The 19,101-nt window shown below is 67.2% G+C and carries 19 protein-coding genes; 4 read left to right on the top strand and 15 right to left on the bottom strand.

Annotated elements, in window-relative coordinates; all coding sequences use genetic code 11:
• Positions 1-222 precede the first annotated feature (222 nt).
• Positions 223-2,436, bottom strand: a complete 2,214-nt coding sequence (gene parC / locus RSD66_RS07815; RefSeq protein ID WP_415289551.1) for a DNA topoisomerase IV subunit A — start codon at positions 2,434-2,436, stop codon at positions 223-225.
• Between the two features lie 103 nt (positions 2,437-2,539).
• Here parC and RSD66_RS07810 point away from each other — a divergent pair, with 103 nt between their 5' ends.
• Positions 2,540-3,607, top strand: coding sequence for an NAD(P)H-dependent flavin oxidoreductase (locus tag RSD66_RS07810; RefSeq protein ID WP_415289550.1), 1,068 nt, complete (start codon positions 2,540-2,542; stop codon positions 3,605-3,607).
• Positions 3,608-3,638: 31 nt separating this feature from the next.
• On the opposite strand, the gene recO is transcribed toward RSD66_RS07810, so the two are convergent.
• Together recO and RSD66_RS07800 are read right to left on the bottom strand one after the other, a co-directional pair.
• The gene (recO, locus tag RSD66_RS07805) at positions 3,639-4,370 is read right to left on the bottom strand and encodes a DNA repair protein RecO (protein WP_415289549.1); all 732 of its coding nucleotides are present in this window, start codon (positions 4,368-4,370) and stop codon (positions 3,639-3,641) included.
• Positions 4,370-4,825 carry a nuclear transport factor 2 family protein gene (locus RSD66_RS07800; RefSeq protein ID WP_024352971.1) on the bottom strand — a complete coding sequence of 152 codons (456 nt, stop codon included), beginning with the start codon at positions 4,823-4,825 and terminating at the stop codon, positions 4,370-4,372. Before RSD66_RS07800 ends, recO begins: the two co-directional genes overlap by 1 nt.
• A 194-nt stretch (positions 4,826-5,019) precedes the next feature.
• Between RSD66_RS07800 and RSD66_RS07795 the strand changes: the two genes are divergently transcribed.
• Positions 5,020-6,528 carry an acetyl-CoA hydrolase/transferase family protein gene (locus RSD66_RS07795; protein ID WP_415289548.1) on the top strand — a complete coding sequence of 503 codons (1,509 nt, stop codon included), beginning with the start codon at positions 5,020-5,022 and terminating at the stop codon, positions 6,526-6,528.
• Between the two features lie 15 nt (positions 6,529-6,543).
• Here the strand turns inward: RSD66_RS07795 and RSD66_RS07790 are convergent, their stop codons facing one another.
• The 11 genes from RSD66_RS07790 to folK form a co-directional block, all read right to left on the bottom strand.
• Positions 6,544-7,782 carry a serine hydrolase domain-containing protein gene (locus tag RSD66_RS07790; protein WP_415289547.1) on the bottom strand — a complete coding sequence of 413 codons (1,239 nt, stop codon included), beginning with the start codon at positions 7,780-7,782 and terminating at the stop codon, positions 6,544-6,546.
• A 4-nt stretch (positions 7,783-7,786) separates the two neighbouring features.
• A complete protein-coding gene (era, locus tag RSD66_RS07785) occupies positions 7,787-8,752 on the bottom strand; it encodes a GTPase Era (RefSeq protein WP_415289546.1) in 966 nt (321 codons plus the stop codon).
• Positions 8,749-9,465, bottom strand: a complete 717-nt coding sequence (gene rnc, locus RSD66_RS07780; RefSeq protein ID WP_415289545.1) for a ribonuclease III — start codon at positions 9,463-9,465, stop codon at positions 8,749-8,751. Before rnc ends, era begins: the two co-directional genes overlap by 4 nt.
• Positions 9,465-10,391 carry a signal peptidase I gene (gene lepB / locus RSD66_RS07775; RefSeq protein WP_415289544.1) on the bottom strand — a complete coding sequence of 309 codons (927 nt, stop codon included), beginning with the start codon at positions 10,389-10,391 and terminating at the stop codon, positions 9,465-9,467. Before lepB ends, rnc begins: the two co-directional genes overlap by 1 nt.
• Before the next feature lie 112 nt (positions 10,392-10,503).
• Complete coding sequence (gene acpS / locus RSD66_RS07770) at positions 10,504-10,905, bottom strand: holo-ACP synthase (RefSeq protein WP_415289543.1); 402 nt, start codon at positions 10,903-10,905, stop codon at positions 10,504-10,506.
• Positions 10,902-11,660, bottom strand: coding sequence for a pyridoxine 5'-phosphate synthase (locus RSD66_RS07765; RefSeq protein ID WP_415289542.1), 759 nt, complete (start codon positions 11,658-11,660; stop codon positions 10,902-10,904). The genes acpS and RSD66_RS07765 overlap by 4 nt, the downstream gene beginning before the upstream one ends.
• A 15-nt stretch (positions 11,661-11,675) precedes the next feature.
• On the bottom strand, positions 11,676-12,260 hold the full coding sequence (pyrE, locus tag RSD66_RS07760) for an orotate phosphoribosyltransferase (RefSeq protein WP_024352979.1): 585 nt from the start codon (positions 12,258-12,260) through the stop codon (positions 11,676-11,678).
• A gap of 45 nt (positions 12,261-12,305) precedes the next feature.
• On the bottom strand, positions 12,306-13,085 hold the full coding sequence (locus RSD66_RS07755; protein WP_415289541.1) for a TIGR00730 family Rossman fold protein: 780 nt from the start codon (positions 13,083-13,085) through the stop codon (positions 12,306-12,308).
• A gap of 36 nt (positions 13,086-13,121) precedes the next feature.
• Positions 13,122-15,275 (bottom strand): RelA/SpoT family protein, encoded by a 2,154-nt coding sequence (locus RSD66_RS07750; protein ID WP_169469179.1) that lies wholly within the window; start codon positions 15,273-15,275, stop codon positions 13,122-13,124.
• 170 nt (positions 15,276-15,445) lie between these two features.
• Positions 15,446-15,805 (bottom strand): DNA-directed RNA polymerase subunit omega, encoded by a 360-nt coding sequence (gene rpoZ, locus RSD66_RS07745; RefSeq protein ID WP_024352982.1) that lies wholly within the window; start codon positions 15,803-15,805, stop codon positions 15,446-15,448.
• Positions 15,806-15,935: 130 nt separating this feature from the next.
• Positions 15,936-16,490, bottom strand: a complete 555-nt coding sequence (gene folK, locus RSD66_RS07740) for a 2-amino-4-hydroxy-6-hydroxymethyldihydropteridine diphosphokinase (RefSeq protein WP_119411847.1) — start codon at positions 16,488-16,490, stop codon at positions 15,936-15,938.
• A gap of 22 nt (positions 16,491-16,512) precedes the next feature.
• Here folK and RSD66_RS07735 point away from each other — a divergent pair, with 22 nt between their 5' ends.
• Positions 16,513-17,094: an NYN domain-containing protein gene (locus RSD66_RS07735; protein WP_415289540.1), complete on the top strand. Its 582-nt coding sequence runs from the start codon at positions 16,513-16,515 to the stop codon at positions 17,092-17,094.
• Complete coding sequence (locus RSD66_RS07730; RefSeq protein ID WP_415289539.1) at positions 17,091-17,735, top strand: uracil-DNA glycosylase; 645 nt, start codon at positions 17,091-17,093, stop codon at positions 17,733-17,735. The genes RSD66_RS07735 and RSD66_RS07730 overlap by 4 nt, the downstream gene beginning before the upstream one ends.
• Before the next feature lie 4 nt (positions 17,736-17,739).
• Here the strand turns inward: RSD66_RS07730 and RSD66_RS07725 are convergent, their stop codons facing one another.
• On the bottom strand, positions 17,740-18,948 hold the full coding sequence (locus RSD66_RS07725; RefSeq protein WP_415289538.1) for an N-acetylmuramoyl-L-alanine amidase family protein: 1,209 nt from the start codon (positions 18,946-18,948) through the stop codon (positions 17,740-17,742).
• Positions 18,949-19,101: the final 153 nt, after the last annotated feature.

Below are 19,101 nucleotides of genomic sequence, written 5' to 3'. Positions count from 1 at the left end.
GCGCCCAATGAATTCGACGTCACCCTTCCCTCTCCCCGCGCAACAGGAAGGCAAACGCGCGCGCCTTCTCCCTCCCCTTCATGGGGAGGGAGGCTGAGCCTGAAAGGCGAAGCCGGGTGGGGGCGACAGAGCCATTCAAGCGCCGCGCCCTGATTGCCAAGCCCTCCCCACCCGGTCGCTCCGCGACCACCCTCCCCATGAAGGGGAGGGAGAAAAGATGGATCAGCGGAACTTTCGCAGTCCCCTCGGACCCTGCCGCCCCGCCCCGGCGCGTTTGCCCAGCCAATCCTTCCAGTCCGGCCAGTTGCGGCGGCGGCCGCCGCCATCGACCCATTCCGGCCCGGCCTCGGCGTTAAACACCGCCACATCGGCCAGGCCGCCCTGCTTGTAGTTCTGCAGCTTCACGCCCTTGCCACGGCCCATTTCGGGCAGGTCGGCCAGGGGGAAGACCAGCGTTTTGATGTTCTCGCCGATGACGGCGACGTGGTCGGCCTGCGGGTTCGAGGGCACGCGCAGCATGACCAGCATCTCGCCGTTCAACACCTGCTTGCCGCCGCGCTTCTGGGCCAGAAGGTCGTTCTCGGGCGCGACGAAGCCGTAGCCCGCCTTTGAGGCAATCAGCAGCTTCGCGTCCGGCTCATGCGCCACGACGTTGATGATGTCGGCCTTCTCGTCCAGGTCGATCATCAGGCGCAGCGGCTCGCCATGTCCGCGCCCGGAAGCCAGCTTGTCGGCGCCGATGGTGAAGATGCGCCCGTCCGATGCCCCTACCAACAGTTTGTCTGTCGTATAGGCGGGAACCAAGAAGCCCAGCTTGTCGCCTTCCTTGAACTTCAGCTCGGAGGGATCGTCGACCTTGCCCTTGGCGGCGCGGATCCAGCCGCGATCCGACAGGATGACAGTAATGGCCTCGCGCGGAATGAAGGCCTCCGGCGCGACGAAGGCCGAGGCGTCGACCGCCTCGCCGATCAAGGTGCGGCGCGGCGAGATCAGCGCCTTGCGCACGGCCTCCAGTTCCTTGCCGATCGCCTTCCACTGTTTCGCCTCGGAAGACGTCAGCGCCTGCAACGCTGCAAGTTCTTCCGACAGCTCCTTGAATTCCTTTTCGATCGTCATCTCTTCGAGACGGGCAAGCTGGCGCAGGCGGGTGTCGAGGATGAAGTCGGCCTGAAGCTCGCTCAGTCCGAAGGTCGCGATCAGGGCCGCCTTGGGCTGCTCTTCCTCGCGGACGATGCGGATGACCTCGTCCAGGTTCAGGAAGACGATACGCAGGCCTTCCAACAGGTGCAGGCGCTTCTCCACGCGGGCGATGCGCCACTGGCTGCGGCGGTTCAGCACCACCCGGCGGTGATCCAGGAAGGCCCGCAGACAGTCCTTCAGCCCCATGACGCGCGGCGTGCCGGTGGCGTCCAGCACGTTCATGTTGATGGGGAAGCGCACCTCGAGATCGGACAGCTTGAACAGGCTTTCCATCAGCATTTCAGGCTCGATGGTGCGATTCTTCGGTTCGAGGATCAGGCGGATGTCCTCCGCCGACTCGTCGCGCACGTCGCCCAGCAGGGGCGCCTTCTTGTTCTCGATCAGGTCGGCCAGGGCCTCGATCAGGCGCGACTTCTGCACCTGGTACGGCATCTCGGTGATGACGATCTGATAGGCGCCGCGATCGAGCTTTTCCTCGACCCATTTGGCGCGCAGACGCACGCCGCCGCGACCGGTCTCATAGGCGTCCAGAATGGCGGCCTGGCTCTCGACCGACACGCCGCCGGTTGGGAAGTCCGGTCCCGGCACGATCTGCATCAAATCGACGGTCGTGGCGTCCGGCCGCTCCAGCAGCAACTGGCAGGCGTCGATCAGTTCGCCCACATTATGCGGCGGGATGGAGGTCGCCATGCCCACGGCGATGCCCGACGACCCGTTGGCCAGCAGGTTGGGGAAGCCCGCCGGCAGGACCACCGGCTCTTCGTCCTGATCGTCATAGGTGGGGCGGAAGTCGACCGCGTCCTGGTCGATGCCGTCCAGCAGCAGGACGGCGGCGGGCGTCAGCTTGCACTCGGTGTAGCGCATGGCGGCTGCGCTATCGCCGTCGATGTTGCCGAAATTCCCTTGGCCGTCCACCAGCGGATAGCGCTGGGCGAAGTCCTGAGCCAGGCGGACCAGCGCCTCATAGATGGAGGCGTCGCCGTGCGGGTGATAGCCGCCCATCACCTCGCCAACGACCTTGGCGCATTTGCGCGCGGCCGCCTGCGGGTTCAGCCGCATCTGGTGCATGGCGTACATGATCCGCCGGTGCACCGGCTTGAAGCCGTCGCGCACGTCGGGCAGCGCGCGGTTGGTGATGGTCGACAGGGCGTAGGCCAGATAGCGGCGCGACAGCGCCTCGCCCATCGGTTCTTCGACGATGCGGCCGCCGTCGGGCGTCGGGGTGTGGATGGTCATGCGACTTCGAATCAATGATCGGACGAGGAAAGTCTAGCGCAGCCGGGGCCTGACGCCGGGATTGTCAGCGCCTATCTGTGCAGAAACGCGCGAAGGAGCCCCGATGAAGACCGCCCTGACCGATCGCCTCGACCTGACCCTCCCCCTGATCCAGGCGCCGATGGCGGGAACCTCGACCGCTGAACTGGCCGCCGCCGTGTCGAACGCAGGGGCGCTGGGCTCCATCGCCCTGGGGGCCATAGACGCCGAGGCGAGCCGGAAGGCCATCCGGGCGGCGAAGGCGCTGACCGACCGGCCGTTCAACGTCAATCTGTTCTGCCATACGCCGATCGCGGCCGATCCGGCGCGGGACGCCATCTGGATCGACAGCCTGCGCCCGATCTTCAGTGAGTTCGGCGCGGCCCCGCCCGAACGCCTCAACGACATCTACCAGAGCTTCCTGACCGACGACGCCAAGCTGGCCGTGCTGGTGGAGGAAAGACCCGCCGTGGTCAGCGTCCATTTCGGCCTGCCGCGCGCCGACCAGATCGCGGCGCTGAAGGCGGCGGGCTGCGTCCTGATCGCCAGCGCCACCACGCCCGAGGAAGGCCGCGCCGCTGTCGCCGCCGGGTTCGACATGGTGGTCGCCCAAGGAGTCGAGGCGGGCGGACATCGCGGCGTCTTCGACCCGGCCGACGATCCGCGCTTTGCGACCTTGCCGCTGACGCGCCTGCTGGCGCGCGACCTGCCGGTTCCGGTCATCGCGGCGGGCGGGATCATGGACGGCGCAGGGATCGCGGCGGCGCTGGCGCTGGGCGCGGCCGGGACGCAGATGGGCACGGCCTTCGTATCCTGCCCGGAATCGGCGGCGGATGGCGCCTATCGGACGGCCTTGTCGGGGGCTCAGGCTGGGCGCACGCGGATCAGCGCAGCCATCTCCGGCCGCCCGGCGCGCGGGGTCGAGAACGCCTTCATGCGCCGCGCCGATGAGACGAAGATCGCCGCCTATCCCTATGCCTACGACCTCGGCAAGGCGCTGAACGCGGCGGCCAGGGCCAAGGGCGACAACGGCTATGCCCCGCACTGGGCCGGTCAAGGCGCGCCGCTGGGCCGGACCCTGCCTGCCGCTGAACTGGTCGCGATGTTGGAAAGGGAAACGCGTGAGGCGATTGCGGGGCTGTCCCGCCTCTAGCCCGCCACCGGGATGAGCGGGCATGGGGCAGTTATAGCCGCCCGGCCTCGCCCAGTTTGTCGATCATCCATACGCGCGCGGGCGGCAGCGGCCGGTTCAGGGCGTGGAAGACGAACTGCTCAAGAAAATGTCCCGTCAACTCCAGCCCCGCCTTCACGTCCCCCTCGCCCAGCCCGGCCTGCGCGCCCAGCATGAAGGGCGGCAGCGTCAGCAGTTTGTCGGCATAGGGCGCGCCCGCCTCACGGCTGACGGCGCGGCCGGTGCGGGGGCTGACCCAGACCAGATCGTCCATCGACCCCGTGGAGGCGCACCGCGACAGGTCGAGACCAAACCCCAGATCATCCAGCAACCCGGCCTCGAACCGCACGAAGATGGCGGGCCAGACCTCCGGCACGGCGAAGGCCCCCATCAGCGCCTCGAAGGCGTAGAAGGCGCCGGGGTGCGGCTCCCGCTCCGGCAGGGCGCCCTGCGCCACCGCTGCCGCGGCGCTCAGCCCGGTCAGGGCCAGCGGGTCGTCGAACAGGGCGGCCGGACCTTCGCCCACCGGCTCCAGCCGCGCCGAGCCCAACTGATCCGAAGTCCTCGACCGCAGATCAGCCACGACCCGCGCGCCGGGCTGAAGGAAGGGCCGCATCCGGCGCGACGCCCCGCCCGCGACATAGGCGGCGCGGCGGCCGTGCCGCTCGGTCAGCAGGTCGACCACCGCCCCCGTATCGCCATGCGCCCGCGCCGATAGCACGAAGGCGTCGTCCTGAACCTCCATCAGTCGGCCTTGATGGCGTCGACGACGGCGCGCGCCCGGTCGTTCGGCACGGCGAAGCTGAGGACATACTGCTCGATCTTCCAGCCGTCGTCGGTCAGGCGCAGCACGCCCGAACCGCGCGTGGTCCCATAGGCGTCATTATCCAGCACCTCATCGAACCAGGCGACGCAGCGGCAGTCGATGGGGGCGATGGTCACGGTCCGTGCTGTCGGCCGATAGGTCCATCCGCGCCCTTGCGAGAAGTAGGGCGTGGCGTAGGCGCGGAACTCCGGCAGGCTCCACCGCTCGCCCGCGTCGGTGCCGATGAAGCGAGCGTCCGGCGTGAAGGTCGCGAAATAGGCCTCGCCGTCCGCGACCGAGGCTGCGGCATGCATGGCGTCCAGCGTCTGCTCGACAGGCGCAGTCTCTGCGGACGCGGCGGACAGTTGAAGCATCATCAGGGCGGCGGTGATCATGGCTTTGTTCTAGTCCTGTTCCGTCAGCGGGGGAAGCACGGCGCGCCTTGTCGCATCCCGGATCCGTCCCGGCCTGCTAACGCCTTTGTGATCACAGACTGTTACGACCAAAGCCGTATTGGAATCAGGGTGATGCGGCGCCTATGTCCGCTACGTTTTCCGAGCCCTTCCCGGCTCCAGTCGTCAGGTTTGCGATGTCCCGCGTCCGTAACGCCGCCCTCAAGTCGAAGATCATGTCCGCCCAGGACGCCGCCGCCCTGATCCCGGCGAACTCGACCGTGGGCATGAGCGGCTTCACCGGCTCGGGCTATCCCAAGGTCGTGCCGATGGCCCTGGCCGAGCGGATCGAGGCCGAGCACGCGGCGGGCAATCCGTTCCGGCTGAAGGTCTGGACCGGCGCCTCAACCGGGCCGGAACTGGACGGCGCCCTGGCCAAGGCCGACGGCATCGAGTTCCGCCTGCCCTACAACTCCGACCCCATCGCCCGCGAGAAGATCAACAAAGGCGAGATGGAATACCTTGACATGCATCTGTCGCAGGTGGCGCCGGCGGCCTGGCAGGGTTTCCTCGGCCCGCTGGAGACGGCGGTGGTCGAAGTCTCGGGCATCCGTGAGGACGGGGCGCTGATCCCCTCGTCGTCCATCGGCAACAACAAGACCTGGCTGGATCGCGCTGACCGCATCATCCTGGAGGTCAACAGCTGGCAGAACGCGGCGCTGGAGGGGATGCATGACATCTACTACGGCACCGCCCTGCCGCCCGCGCGCGTGCCGATCCCGCTGACCAGGCCGACCGACCTGATCGGCGAGACGGTCTTCCGCGTCGATCCGTCCAAGATCGCCGCCATCGTCGAGACGGACAGCCCCGACCGCAACCTGCCCTTCGCCGCGCCGGACGCCAGCGCCACGGCCATCGCCGGGCATCTGATCGAGTTCCTGCAGCACGAGGTGAAGCTGGGCCGCCTGCCCGCCCATCTTCTGCCGCTGCAATCGGGCGTGGGCAATGTCGCCAACGCCGTGCTGGCCGGCCTTCAGGACAGTCCGTTCGAGAACCTGACCGCCTATACGGAGGTGCTGCAGGACGGGATGCTGGACCTGCTGGACAGTGGCAAGCTGACCGTCGCCTCAGCCACCGCCTTCTCGCTCAGCCCCGAGGCCGCCGCCGATCTGAACAGCAGGATGGAGCAGTTCCGCGGCAAGATCATCCTGCGCCCGCAGGAAATCTCGAACCACCCGGAGATCATCCGCCGTCTGGGTTGCATCGCCATGAACGGCCTGATCGAGGCCGACATCTACGGCAACGTCAACTCGACCCACGTCATGGGCTCGCGCATCCAGAACGGCATCGGCGGCTCGGGCGACTTTGCGCGCAACGCCTACATCTCCTGCTTCGTCACGCCGTCGACGGCCAAGGGCGGCAAGATCTCGGCCATCGTCCCCATGGCCAGCCACGTCGACCACATCACCCAGGACGTGCAGGTCATCGTCACGGAACAGGGTCTGGCCGACCTGCGCGGCCTGTCGCCCAAGCAACGCGCGCGGGTCATCATCGCCAACTGCGCCCACCCCGACTATCGCGAAGCGCTGAAGGACTATTACGACCGCGCGCTGGAAGGCTCATACGGCCTGCAGTCGCCGCACCTGCTGACCGAGGCGCTGTCATGGCACCAGCGCTATATCGAGACGGGGTCGATGAAGGCCTGATCGGCCTTCGTCGCCCTAGCGGGCCAGCGCGGCCGGGACCGGGCGACCGAGAGCCTCGGCCATGGCCTGCTGATTGAGCAAAAGCACCAGGTCGCGCAGGTGGTAGTTGTTCGACAGCACCACCACCGTCACCTCCTGATCCGGCTGATAGGACACCAGGTTGCGGAAACCCGCCCAACTGCCGGTATGATAGATCTGGCGGTCGCTGAACGGCGCCGAAGTCCGCTCGCCCAGAGCGCTGACATAGAGCCCGTAGCCATAGGCCCGGTGCGGGCCGCGCCGCTCTGGCATGTCGTCGGGCGCGTGGTCGGCGATCAGGTCGGCATAGGCCTTTTGGCTCAGCACATGGCCCTGATGCAGGCCACGGTTCCAGGCCAGCATGTCATCCAGCGTCGAGTAAAGCGCCCCTGCCCCCGCCACGATGCTGACGTTGGCGATCGGCTGCGGCGTCAGACCCGCCGGGAACAGGCCGTAGCCCATGGCCAGGCCCTGGGCGTCGTCGTTCACGTCGGAGCCGGTGTCCTTCAGGCCCTGGGGCTTGAGGATGGCCTGCTCCAGATAGGTCTCGAACGGCTGGCCGCTGGCCCTCGACACGATCTCAGCCGCCAGATTGAAGGCGGCGTTGTTGTAGCGAACCTTTGTTCCCGGTTCGAACTGCAGGCCATAGCGGGCCGAGGTCTCGGTCAGCTCCTGCGGCGTACGATGGGTGACCCGAATACGGCCCCACTCGGCCTGAGCCATCAGGTCCGGGATGCCCGAGGTGTGCGACAGCAGGTGATGGATGCGCAGCGGCTCCCATGCGGCGGGGCACGGCTCGATCCATTTGCAGACGGGATCGTCAACCGACAGCTTGCCCTCATCCTGAAGCTTCAGGACAGCGACGGCGGTGAACTGTTTGGACACCGAGGCCAGGCGGAAGCGGGTGTCCAGTGCGAACGGCGTGTCCTGCTCATAGTTCGCCTTGCCGTAGACCTGGCGGAACAAGACCTGATCGCCTTTGGCCACCAGGACAGCGCCGGTGAACTGCTTGGCCGCAGCCAGGTGATCCAGCCGTTCCTTCAACTGCGGCAGGGCCTCGACCACTTCGACCGGCGGGCGCTTCGGCGTAGCCGGTTGGTTGACGACCGCCGCCTGGGTCTCCGGCGCGACAGCGTTGAGGAACCACGCGCCCGCCCCGGCCGATATCAGGCCGGCGGCGACGAGCGAGCCGAGAAACCAGGGCCTGCCGCCCGCGGTCTTGGGAACGATGAACACGAGACTAGACGTCAAACTCCAGGCCGAACTGGGCGTACAATGCCTTTGAGTCTTGCCATTTGGGATCGACCTTGACGGTCAAAAACAGGTGAACGGGCCGATCCAGGATCTCGATCAGCTCTTCGCGCGCCTTCTGACCGATCCATTTCAGGGTCTGGCCGCCCTTGCCCAGAACGATCGGACGCTGGCTTTCACGCTCGACATAGATGGTCTGCTCAATGCGGGCCGAGCCGTCGGCGCGGTCCTCGAAGCTGGTCGTCTCGACCGCCGCCGAATAGGGCAGTTCCTCGTGCACGCGCAGATAGACTTTCTCGCGCGTGATCTCGGCGGCCAGAACGCGCAGGGGCACGTCCGCCGACTGGTCTTCGGGGTACAGCCACGGGCCTTCCGGCATGGCCATCGCCAACCGCGTCATCAGATCGTCCACACCGTCGCCGCTCAGCGCCGAGATCATGAAGACCTCGGAATAGACGCCCGTCTCGAACAGGCGCTGCGACAGGGCCAACAGGGTGTCCCGGCGCATCCCGTCGATCTTGTTCAGCGCCAGAATGACCTTGGTGTCGGTCGCCTGCAGGTTGGCGATGATGGTTTCGGTGTCTTCGGCCGAGCGACGGTCGGCAGGCGTGCCTTCACGGCCCTCGGCGTCGATATGCGACTGGGCGTCGATCAGGTGGACGACGACATCGGCGTCCTGCGCGCCGCCCCAGGCTGAGGCGACCATCGCACGGTCCAAGCGACCGCGCGGCGTAAAGATGCCGGGCGTGTCCACCAGCACGATCTGGGCGTCGCCCTTGATGGCGATGCCGCGCACGGGAAAGCGCGTGGTCTGCACCTTCTGGGTGACGATGGAGACCTTGGAGCCCGTCAACCGGTTCACCAGCGTCGACTTGCCTGCATTGGGCGCGCCGATGATGGCGGCGAAACCCGCGTGCTGGTTGCTGATCTCGGTGGTTTCGGGAGTTTCGGTCAAATCACGCCTTCACGTTTCAAAAGAGCGATGGCTGCGGCCTTTTCCGCCTCCTGTCGCGAACGCCCTTGAGCTCGGGCGGCTTCATATCCTGTCACCGTCGCCTCGACCGTAAAGGTCGGCGCGTGGTCCGAGCCGGTGCGCTGGACCACCGCATAGGTCGGCAGCGGGCGGCCCTGGCCTTGCGCCCATTCCTGCAGGGCGGACTTGGGATTGGTGATGGCCGGCGCCGGGGGCGCAGCCAGTTCTTCGGCCCAGGCGCGCTCGAACACGGCCTGAGCCGCGATCAGGCCGCCGTCGCGATAGACAGCCGCCAGGATCGCCTCAACAGCATCGGCGATGACTCCGGCCTTTCTGCGGCCGCCGGTCTTGGTCTCGCCCGGCGACAGGCGAAGGGCGTCGCCGACGCCCAGCCGGTCGCCCACGCGGGCACAGGCGCTCTTGTCCACCAGGGCGTGCAGGCGGGCCGAAAGCTGCCCCTCGTCCGCCGCCGGGAAGTCGCGCACCAGACGGTCCGCGACCAGCAGACCCAGCACCCGGTCGCCCAGGAACTCCAGCCGCTCATTGTCTGCTGGAACCTGCGGCCCGGCGCCCTCGCCTACGCTGGAGTGCGTCAGGGCATGCTCCAGCAGGGAGGCGTCCTTGAAGTCATGCCCCATACGGCGACGCAGGGCCGCCACGGCCTCGGCGCGCACATTCGTGCGTCCGCCCGCCATCAGTCGAGGATCTTGAAGAACCGGCTGAAGCGCACATTGGCGAACCAGCTGACCGGGTTGAACAGCGAGGCGCCCGGCGTCCACGAGAACATGATGATCTCGGCCTTGCCGACCAGATTCTCGGCCGGAACCATGCCCACGCCAGAGGACATCTCGACACGGCTGTCGATGGAGTTGTCGCGGTTGTCGCCCATCATGAAGTAGTGGCCGGCCGGAACCTCATACAGGGGCGTGTCGTCCAGTTCGTTGCCGGGGCCGAAGTCCTGGGTCATGAAGCTCTTGCCGCCCGGCAGGGTCTCGCGCACTTGGGTCACGGCGCGCGGGCCGAACATGTCCGCCATCTCGGCGCGAGTGACCACCACATCCTGAACCGGCGCGCCGTTGATGTAGAGCCTGTTGGCGATCATCTGCACCTTGTCGCCCGGCAGGCCGATCACGCGCTTGATGTAGTCGGTCTTGTTGTCGCGCGGCAGCTTGAACACGGCGATGTCGCCGCGCGCAGGCTCGCGCCCCAGGATGCGGCCGTTGAACACCGGCGGGCTGAACGGGATCGAGTGCTTGGAATAGCCGTACGACCACTTCGACACGACGATGTAGTCGCCCTCGTACAGGTTCGGCTCCATCGAGGCCGAGGGGATGGTGAAGGGCTGGAACAGCAGCACCCGCAGCACCAGCGCGATCAGCAGGGCGAAAACGACGGTCTTGATGATCTCGACCGTTTCGTTGTTCGCGGACTTTTCTTTCTTCACTCGCTTGGCCTTCCTGGAGCGCCGGGGCGCATAGATCGGGGTCTCGCTGTCGAGCGCCTCGGGGTCATCCCCCATGTCGAAGGGCGCGTCGCCGTCGTCGCTCCAGATCGGCCGTTGGTCTGCCGGATCGAGGGCTGGATCGGCCGCTGCGCCGTTCGCCTTGGGGTCGTCGCTCATCGTCTGCTCGAATCCCCCGCCGAACGCGGGGTTTGAAGGTCGAGGCGTAGTCTCTGAAATCGCCGCGAGCAAGACTTTGGATGATGAAGGAACCGCAACCTTCGCGGCGGCGTCAGGCCCTGGGCAGTGCCTCGATCACCACGAAGGCCAGCGCATAGGGATGTTCGTCGCTGAGGGTCAGGTGGATGCGCGCCTCATGATCCGGCGGCGTCAGGCGGGCCAGATGTTCGGCCGCGTGGCCGGTCAGCGCCAGGGTCGGCTGCCCGGACGGCAGGTTCACCACCCCCATGTCGCGCCAGTAGACGTCAGAGCGCATCCCCGTGCCCAGCGCCTTGGCGCAGGCTTCCTTAGCGGCGAACCGCTTGGCGTAGCTCCACGCCGGGTCGGCCTTCCGGTCCGAACGGGTCCGCTCCAGCTCGGTGAAGACACGCTGTTTGAAACGGTCGCCGAAACGGTCCAGCGACGCCTGAATGCGCCGGATGTCCGACAGATCGGCGCCGACGCCGATAATCACGACCCGGCCCCGAGCGTGGCCTCGTCCATCGCCGCCCGCATCCGGCGGATGGCGGCGTCCAACCCGACGAAGACCGCCTCCCCGATCAGGAAGTGGCCGATGTTCAGTTCAACGATCTCGGGAATGGCCAGGATCGACCCCGCCGTAGCGTAGTTCAGACCGTGGCCCGCATGGACCTCCAGCCCCAGAATATCGGCCTGGGCGGCGGCGGCGGCGATACGCTCGAACTCGGCTTCACGCTCGGCCGGATCGCCCAGCAGGCAATAGCGGCCGGTGTGGAACTCCACCACCTGGGCGCCGACGGCGGCCGCGGCCTCGACCTGGTCCTCGGACGGCTCGATGAACAGGCTGACGCGGATTCCGGCGTCCGACAGGGCCTTCACCACCGGGGCGATGCGGGCCTCATGACCGGCCACAGCCAGACCGCCCTCGGTCGTGACCTCCTCGCGGCGTTCAGGCACCAGACAGGCGGCGTGCGGCGTGTGGCGCAGGGCGATGGCCAGCATCTCTTCCGTAACCGCCATCTCGAAGTTCAGCGGCTTGCCCGCGCGGCGGCACAGGGCCGTCAGCACGTCGATGTCGGCGTCGGTGATGTGACGGCGATCCTCACGCAGATGGGCGGTGATGCCGTCGGCTCCGGCCGCCAGCGCCGCCTCGGCCGCGCGGGCGGGATCAGGATGAGCGCCGCCGCGCGCGTTACGGACCGTGGCGACGTGGTCGATATTGACGCCCAGGCGAACCCGCTGACGCTTCATCCCGTTCTCTCTTCTCTACTTGGACAATCGGCGGCTGCCCGGATCCTCGACCGGCAGGGCGGCCAGTTCCGGCGGCAGGGCGTCGGCTGGATAGGCCGGGACCTCCATCGAGGCGAGGGCGATCAGGGGCACGCCCACATCGACCTTGCCGCCCGAGCGGTCGACGATGCAGGCGGCGGCGACGACATGGCCGCCCGCCTTCTGGATCGCGGCGATGCATTCGCGCGAAGAAAGCCCCGTGGTGACGATGTCCTCGACCATGACGATCTTCTCGCCCGGCTCGACCGAGAAGCCGCGACGCAGTTTGAATTCGCCGCCCTCGCGCTCGACGTACATGGAGCGGACGTTCAGGTGCTTGGCTGTCTCATAGCCGGGGATGATGCCGCCGACGGCGGGCGAGATCGCCGCATCGACCGGGCCGACCGTGGCGACGATCTTTTCCGCCAGCGCCTTGCACAGGCGCTCGCAGCGGGCGCCGTCCATGAAGACCAGGTTCTTCTGCAGGAAGACCGGGCTGTGCAGGCCGGACGAGAGGACGAAATGGCCTTCGCGCAAGGCGCCGGCGTCGCGGAATTCGTTGAGGACGTCTTCAGTGTTCATGAACGCCGTCCTTAGACCCTGTGACGGCCGCCCTCAACCCGCGCTTTATTTGATCTCCTGGCCCGGCTTCAACCCGCCTTCCAGCAGCTTGGCCCACACCGTTTCGGCATCATCGGCGAAGGCGAACAGATCCATGTCCGAGGCCTTGACCATGCCGTGTTCGATCAGGGCGTCGAAGTTGACGACCGAGCGCCAGTAGGCCTCGTCGAACAGGACGATGGGGATCGGCGGCGCCTTGTCCGTCTGGCGCAGGGTCAGGATTTCAAACAGCTCGTCCAGGGTGCCGAAACCGCCGGGGAAGACCACCAGCGCATTGGCCCGCATGGCCAGGTGCATCTTGCGCATGGCGAAGTAGTGGAACTGGAACGTCAGCTCCGGCGTCGACCAGGGGTTCGGGAACTGTTCGTGCGGCAGGGTGACGTTGAATCCGATCGACGGCGCCCCCGCCTCGTGCGCGCCCTGGTTGGCGGCCTGCATGATGCCCGGCCCGCCGCCCGTGGCGATGACGTTGTCGCGCACCTCGCCCGGCTCGCCCCGGAAGGCGCCGCCGCGTTCAGAGGCGATGCGGCCGAACTGACGGGCCTGTTCGTACCAATAGGCGTGGCGGCCGTCGCCGTTGACGCCCACGCGGGCGCTGCCGAAGACGACGATGGTCGAGCGCACGCCCCAGGCCTTCAGCGCCTGCTCGGCCTTTTCATATTCCATCAGGAAGCGCACGCCCCGCATCGATTCGCCCAGCAGGAAGTCCTGATCCAGGGCGGCCAGACGATAGGAGGGCGAAGCCACCTGGGCTTCGTTGGCGAGTCTTTGTTGTTCGGGAGACATTTCGACCTTTGAGAAAATGGATGGCGTCGGCGCGGCTCAGCCGCGCGCGCGATCGACCGTATCGACGTAAGGATTGGCCCTCAGCGCCGCAATGATCATGGTGGCGTGGCGGGCGTCCTCGACCTCCACGTCGATATCGACGTCATAGAAGTCGTGCTGCCTGTGGGCCATCGACAGGTTCAGGATATTACCGCCCGCCTCGCCGATGATGGAGGCCACCTGCCCCAGCACGCCGCGCGCATTGGTCAGGGTGGCGTGCAGCTTGACCGACCCGACCGCGCTGCGCTCGGCCTGCGGCGTCCATTGCAGGTCCTGCCAGACGGAATCGTCGTCGGCGAACTCGGCCAGGCTTTGGCAGTCGATGGTGTGGACCGTCAGCCCCTTGTCCGGCTCAAGAATACCGACGATGCGGTCGCCCGGCACCGGCGAGCAACACTGGCCGAAATGGATGCTGACGCCGGGCGTCAGCCCGCCGCCGCGCACGAACAGACGCGGCGATTCCTCGCCGATGCGCTTGCGCTCCGGCCCGGCCTTCAGTTGCCCCTTCAGCGCCGGGAACAGGGTCTCGGCCACGCGCGTCGCGGTCAGGCGGCCGCGACCGATGGCGTCGAACATGTCCTCTTCGGACGGCATGGCGAAGGTCTTCAGGACCTCGGTCAGCTTGACCTCGCCCAGCGACTTGCCCGCCCGCTCCAGCGTCTGTTCCAGCGTCGCCTTGCCCAGACGCACGAACTCTTCGCGTTCAGAAGTACGGATATGGCGGCGGATGGCCGAGCGGGCGCGGCCCGTGACCGTCAGGCTGCGCCAGTCGGTCGGAATCTCACGCTTGGTCCCGCGGATGATCTCGACCACGTCGCCGTTCTGAAGCGCGGTGCGCATGGGCTTCAGCTCGCCGTTGATCTTGACCCCGACGGCCGTGTCGCCGACCTCGGTGTGGACGGCATAGGCGAAGTCCAGCGGCATCCCGCCGCGCGGCAGGGTAATCAGCGTCCCCTTGGGCGTGAAGACGAAGACCTGATCGAGATACATTTCGAGCTTGGCGTGCTCGACCCAGTCTTCGCCACCCTCTCCGTGCTCGATCACCTGAACCAGATGGCGCAGGTTCAGCAGGGGGTCGCGGCCGCCATCGGCCTCCATCGCCTCGCGGTCGAAGCCATAGGACTGATTCTTGTAGCGCCAGTGCGCCGCCACCCCGTCCTCGGCCACCCGGTCCATCGCCTCGGTGCGGATCTGCATTTCGATGCGCAGACCGCCCGGCCCGACCACCGTCGTATGCAACGAGCGGTAGTTGTTCGACTTGGGCGTCGAGATGAAGTCCTTGAACCGCTCCGGCACCATCGGCCAGGCGCGGTGAATGACGCCCAGGGCGCGGTAACAGTCGTCCTCGCTCTCCACGATGACGCGGAAGCCGTAAATGTCCGACAGGGACGAAAAGCCGACCGTCTTGCGCTGCAGCTTGCGCCAGATGGAATAGGGCGTCTTCTCCCGCCCCTTGACCCGCGCCTGCACCCCGGCTTCGGCCAGGACGCGCTCGATCTCGGGCGAGACGGCCTCGATGGCGCTGCCGTTCTCGAGCTTCAGGGCTTCCAGACGACGCTGGATGGCGACGCGGGCCGTGGCGTTCAGATGCTCGAACGCGAGTTCTTCCAGCTCGGCGGCGATGGAGTGGATGCCGATCGACCGGCCCAGCGGGGCGTAGACTTCCAGCGTCTCGCGGCTGATGCGCTCGCGCTTCTCCGGCTTAACGAAGTGAAGGGTACGCATGTTGTGCAGGCGGTCGGCCAGCTTGACCAGCAGCACCCGCACGTCGCGCGAAATGGCGAGGATGAATTTGCGCAGGTTCTCGGCCTGGCGCGTATGCTCGGCCTGAAGCTCCAGCCGTGACAGCTTGGTCACGCCCTCGACCAGGACGGCGATCTCCTCGCCGAACATGTCCGCAATGTCGTCGCGGGTGGCCGAGGTGTCCTCCACCACGTCGTGCAGCAGGGCGGTGACGATGGTCGCCGTGTCCAGCCGATAGTCCGTCAGAATGCCCGCGACCTGGATCGGATGGGCGAAATAGGGATCGCCCGAGGCCCGCAGCTGCGAGCCGTGCATCTTCATCGCATAGACATAGGCGCGGTTCAGCAGCGCCTCATCGGCGGTCGGGTCATAGGCCTTGACCGCCTCGATCAGTTCGAACTGGCGCATGATCGGTGCGCGCTTGGTATCAGACAATGCAGGGCCTTCAGACGACTTCGGCGCCGCCTCGGGAAGAGACGACGCCGATGTCTTGTCCTGCAGATTCGCGGCGGGGTCCATCGGCGAGTCTGTTTGAGACCGCGCCGCCCGTCGGGCTACCTTGGTGACCGGATCGGTCGTCAGTAGCGCTCCTCCTGGCCCCCGTCCCGGTCGCTCTGCAGCGCGCGGATCAGTTCGGCTTCGGCCATGTTCATGTGCTGCGGCTCGGCCAGCAGGGCCACGACTTCGGCTTCGTCCTCGGCCTCGGTGCGCTCATCGACGCGTTGCAGGGTGGTGATGATGTTCTCGCGCAGTTCTTCCGGCACGACGGTCTCGTCGGCCAGTTCGCGCAGGGCGACGACAGGGTTCTTGTCGTTGTCGCGATCCAGCGTCAGCGGGGCGCCGTTGGCGATGTTGCGGGCGCGGTGGCCGGCCATCAGAACCAGACCAAAGCGGTTCGGCACCTTTTCGATGCAGTCTTCGACAGTGACGCGGGCCATGAAAATCCTCTGGCGGCAGGGAGAACCGCACAAAATATAGGTTGAAAGCCGATTGTGCAACGCCGCGAAGGCGTCATTGAGGCGGATCGGCGTCCGTCGCCCCTCCCCTCGCCCGACAGACCATCCCGCGTCAAGCCCTCCGCAGGGGGAAGGCGTCGCGCCCGACCTCGGCTGCATCCGCCAGATCGCGCGCCATCCGGCCGCAGAGCGGATGCCTCCACTCCGGCGCCAACTCGGCCAGCGGCCCCATAACGAACAGCCGCTGGGCCGCGCGCGGATGCGGCAGGATCAGCCCGTCGAGGTCGCCGCTCAGCCGCCCATAGGCGATCAGATCCAGATCCAGCGTGCGCGGCGCGTTGCGCGTGGTGCGCACCCGCCCGCAGACATCCTCGATCCGCGCCAGCGTCCGCATAAGAGTAGGGGCGTCCTGGGCGGTGCTGACGATCGCCACCCCATTCAGGAACGGCGGATCGGTCGGATCGGGCCAGGCCTGCGACGACCACCAGGACGACCGCGCCAGCACATCCACCCCCTCGGCGCGAAACCGGGCCAGCCCTGCCTCCAGCGCCTCAATGCAGGACGACCATGCGCCCTTGTCATTGCAGCCAAGGGCGACGATGACTGCGTCGTCCAGATCGAAGGCTGCTTCGGCCGCGTCGTTCCGGGCGTTCATTTTCTCGACCATTCCGACGGACTCATTTTTCTGCATGACCGACCACCCCGACGACCGCATCGCCCTGTTCATCGACGGCGCCAATCTCTATTCGGCCGCCCGCGCCCTGAACTGCGATCTGGACTTCAAGAAACTGTCTCAGCGCTTCACCGGCGAAGGCCGGCTGATCCGCGCCTATTATTACACAGCGGTGATCGAGGGCGAGGAATTCTCGCCGATCCGGCCCCTGGTCGACTGGCTCGACTACAACGGTTTCACCGTCGTGACCAAGCCGGTCAAACGCTATGTCGATGCTCAAGGCCACAGCCGCACCAAGGGCAATATGGACATGGAGATCGCGGTCGACATGCTGGAACTGGCCCCACGCCTGGATCATGCCGTGCTGTTCTCCGGCGACGGCGACTTCCGCCGCCTGGTGCAGGCCATGCAGGCCAAGGGCGTGCGCGTCACCGTCGTCTCGACGGTCAAGAGCCAGCCGCCCCAGATCTCGGACGACCTGCGCCGTCAGGCCGACGCCTTCATCGACCTGGCCGACATCGTCAATGAGGTGGGCAAGCCCAAGGCCCCGATGAATCAGGGCGTGACCCGCACCCTGGATCGGAACGACCGCGCGTGAGCGCTCGGCTGAACCCAGAGCCGCCCCGCGACTGTCCCCTCTGCCCGCGTCTGGTCGCCTATCGGGCCGAGAACGCGCGCCAGAACCCGGACTGGTGGAACGGCCCTGCGCCTTCGTTCGGCGACCCGGACGCGCGCCTGCTGATCGCGGGACTGGCGCCGGGGCGCACCGGCGCCAACCGCACCGGCCGCCCCTTCACCGGGGATCACGCAGGCTGGCTGCTGTACGACACGCTGAAGAAGACCGGCTTCGCGGAAGGTCGCTACGATCCCGACGGCGACGACGATCTGCGACTGGTCGACTGCATGATCACCAACGCCGTGCGCTGCGCCCCGCCTCAGAACAAACCGACGGCGACGGAAGAGAACACGTGCCGCCCCTTCCTTGTGGATCGGCTGGCCGCCCTGCCCCGGCTGAAGGTGATCGTGACGCTGGGCGACGTGTCCCGGCGCAGCATCCTGCGGACGCTGGGCTATCCCGGCTCGGCCATTCCCGCGGGACACGGCGTCGAGGGCAAGGTCGGCGCCTATACGCTGATCAACAGCTATCACTGCTCGCGGCTGAACACGAACACCGGCCGACTGACCGCCGAGATGTTCGAGGACATCTTCAGGCGGGCGAAGGCGGCGCTGGACGCCTGAAGCCTCAGCCCCCGGCGATCTCGCCTGCGACCATCACCGGGGCGGCGGGTTCGCGGAAATAGCGGTCGATGCCCTCGGCGACCGAGCGCATCAGGCGGCGGCGGGCGCGTTCGTCGGTCAGGACACGCTCGTCTTCCGAGTTGGTGATGAAGCCCATCTCCAGCAGCACGGCGGGCACGTCAGGCGCCAGCAGCACCGCCAGACCCGCGTCGCGGTGGCTGCGGCGCAGCAGGGGGTGGTTGTCGCCCTCGATATGGGTCAGCAGCACCCGCGCGAACTGGGCCGAGCGGTTCTGGGTGGCGCGCTGGGTCATGTCCAGCAGGATGCGGTCGACTGAAGGGTCGCGCCCCGGCAGGCGCAGATCACGCTGCCAGTCTTCGCCCTTGGTGAACTCGCGCACGGCCCGTCCGGCGCCCTGTTCGGACAGGGTGTAGACGCTGGCGCCGCGCAGGGCCGGGTCAGAACCGGCGTCGGCGTGCAGTGAGATGAACAGGTCCGCGCCCGCGTCGCGCGCCACCTGAACCCGGCGACCGTGGGCCACATAGATGTCGCCGTCGCGCGTCAGCCGCACGCGATAACGGCCGGTGCGCTCCAGCGCGGCCTTCAACTCCTGAGCGGCGGCCAGGGTGACGGCCTTTTCCTGAACATGCTGGCCTTGAGCGCCCGGATCGCGGCCGCCGTGGCCCGCGTCGATGACGATCAGGGGCTTCTCAGCACGGGCCTGCTCGCGGCGCGGGGCGACGACGGGCGCAGCGGCTGCGCCTGTCGCCTTCAGGTCGATGACATAGCGATAGTGGTCCACCCCGTCGCCGGGCGGCAGCAGGAAACGACGCTCGATCTCAGCGCCGCGCGCGAGGTCCAGACGCACGCGCGATGAAGAGCCCGAAGCCGACACCTCATAGCCGCGCACCAACCCCGAGCCTGAACCGTCCAGCCCCCGTCCCGGCTGAACGCCCGACAGCGCCAGAATGACCCGCCCGGACGACCCGTCCTCGATCACCTGACCACGCGTACTGCGGCCCAGATCGACGACGATGCGGGTGCGCTGGGCGTCGCCGCCGAAGCGCAGTCGCATGACTTCTCCGTCCGGCCCGAAGGCCAGCCCACGCCCGGCCGCCAGCACGACCGCGCATACGACGAGAACGGCGACGGCCGTCATCGCCCATTCGCGGACGCCCCAAAGGGCCAGATTGTCACGCCACCGACCGGCCATGAACCGAAGTTACCCTGTAGTTTGTCCCTGCATGATGCCGCTGCAGATTAAGGATTTCGTTAAGACCTCTTACCGTCGCGGTTCTTTTATTTTCCGCCGCATGTGCCTATTATGAGTTCCGCATGCGACTGATCGCGCCGCCCGCAGTTCTGC

Source organism: Brevundimonas sp. S1H14, assembly GCF_047716865.1.
GTDB lineage: Bacteria > Pseudomonadota > Alphaproteobacteria > Caulobacterales > Caulobacteraceae > Brevundimonas > Brevundimonas naejangsanensis.
Note: the sequence above shows the minus strand (reverse complement) of the source record. Positions and strands in the feature narration are given on the sequence as shown.

What these genes read in the sequence shown, in the direction of transcription:
- parC (WP_415289551.1), bottom strand. Translation starts at nt 2,436, where the DNA reads ATGACCATCCACACCCCGACGCCCGACGGCGGCCGCATCGTCGAAGAA.
- RSD66_RS07810 (WP_415289550.1), top strand. Translation starts at nt 2,540, where the DNA reads ATGAAGACCGCCCTGACCGATCGCCTCGACCTGACCCTCCCCCTGATC.
- recO (WP_415289549.1), bottom strand. Translation starts at nt 4,370, where the DNA reads ATGGAGGTTCAGGACGACGCCTTCGTGCTATCGGCGCGGGCGCATGGC.
- RSD66_RS07800 (WP_024352971.1), bottom strand. Translation starts at nt 4,825, where the DNA reads ATGATCACCGCCGCCCTGATGATGCTTCAACTGTCCGCCGCGTCCGCA.
- RSD66_RS07795 (WP_415289548.1), top strand. Translation starts at nt 5,020, where the DNA reads ATGTCCCGCGTCCGTAACGCCGCCCTCAAGTCGAAGATCATGTCCGCC.
- rnc (WP_415289545.1), bottom strand. Translation starts at nt 9,465, where the DNA reads ATGGCGGGCGGACGCACGAATGTGCGCGCCGAGGCCGTGGCGGCCCTG.
- lepB (WP_415289544.1), bottom strand. Translation starts at nt 10,391, where the DNA reads ATGAGCGACGACCCCAAGGCGAACGGCGCAGCGGCCGATCCAGCCCTC.
- RSD66_RS07765 (WP_415289542.1), bottom strand. Translation starts at nt 11,660, where the DNA reads ATGAAGCGTCAGCGGGTTCGCCTGGGCGTCAATATCGACCACGTCGCC.
- pyrE (WP_024352979.1), bottom strand. Translation starts at nt 12,260, where the DNA reads ATGAACACTGAAGACGTCCTCAACGAATTCCGCGACGCCGGCGCCTTG.
- RSD66_RS07755 (WP_415289541.1), bottom strand. Translation starts at nt 13,085, where the DNA reads ATGTCTCCCGAACAACAAAGACTCGCCAACGAAGCCCAGGTGGCTTCG.
- RSD66_RS07750 (WP_169469179.1), bottom strand. Translation starts at nt 15,275, where the DNA reads ATGCGCCAGTTCGAACTGATCGAGGCGGTCAAGGCCTATGACCCGACC.
- rpoZ (WP_024352982.1), bottom strand. Translation starts at nt 15,805, where the DNA reads ATGGCCCGCGTCACTGTCGAAGACTGCATCGAAAAGGTGCCGAACCGC.
- folK (WP_119411847.1), bottom strand. Translation starts at nt 16,490, where the DNA reads ATGGTCGAGAAAATGAACGCCCGGAACGACGCGGCCGAAGCAGCCTTC.
- RSD66_RS07735 (WP_415289540.1), top strand. Translation starts at nt 16,513, where the DNA reads ATGACCGACCACCCCGACGACCGCATCGCCCTGTTCATCGACGGCGCC.
- RSD66_RS07725 (WP_415289538.1), bottom strand. Translation starts at nt 18,948, where the DNA reads ATGGCCGGTCGGTGGCGTGACAATCTGGCCCTTTGGGGCGTCCGCGAA.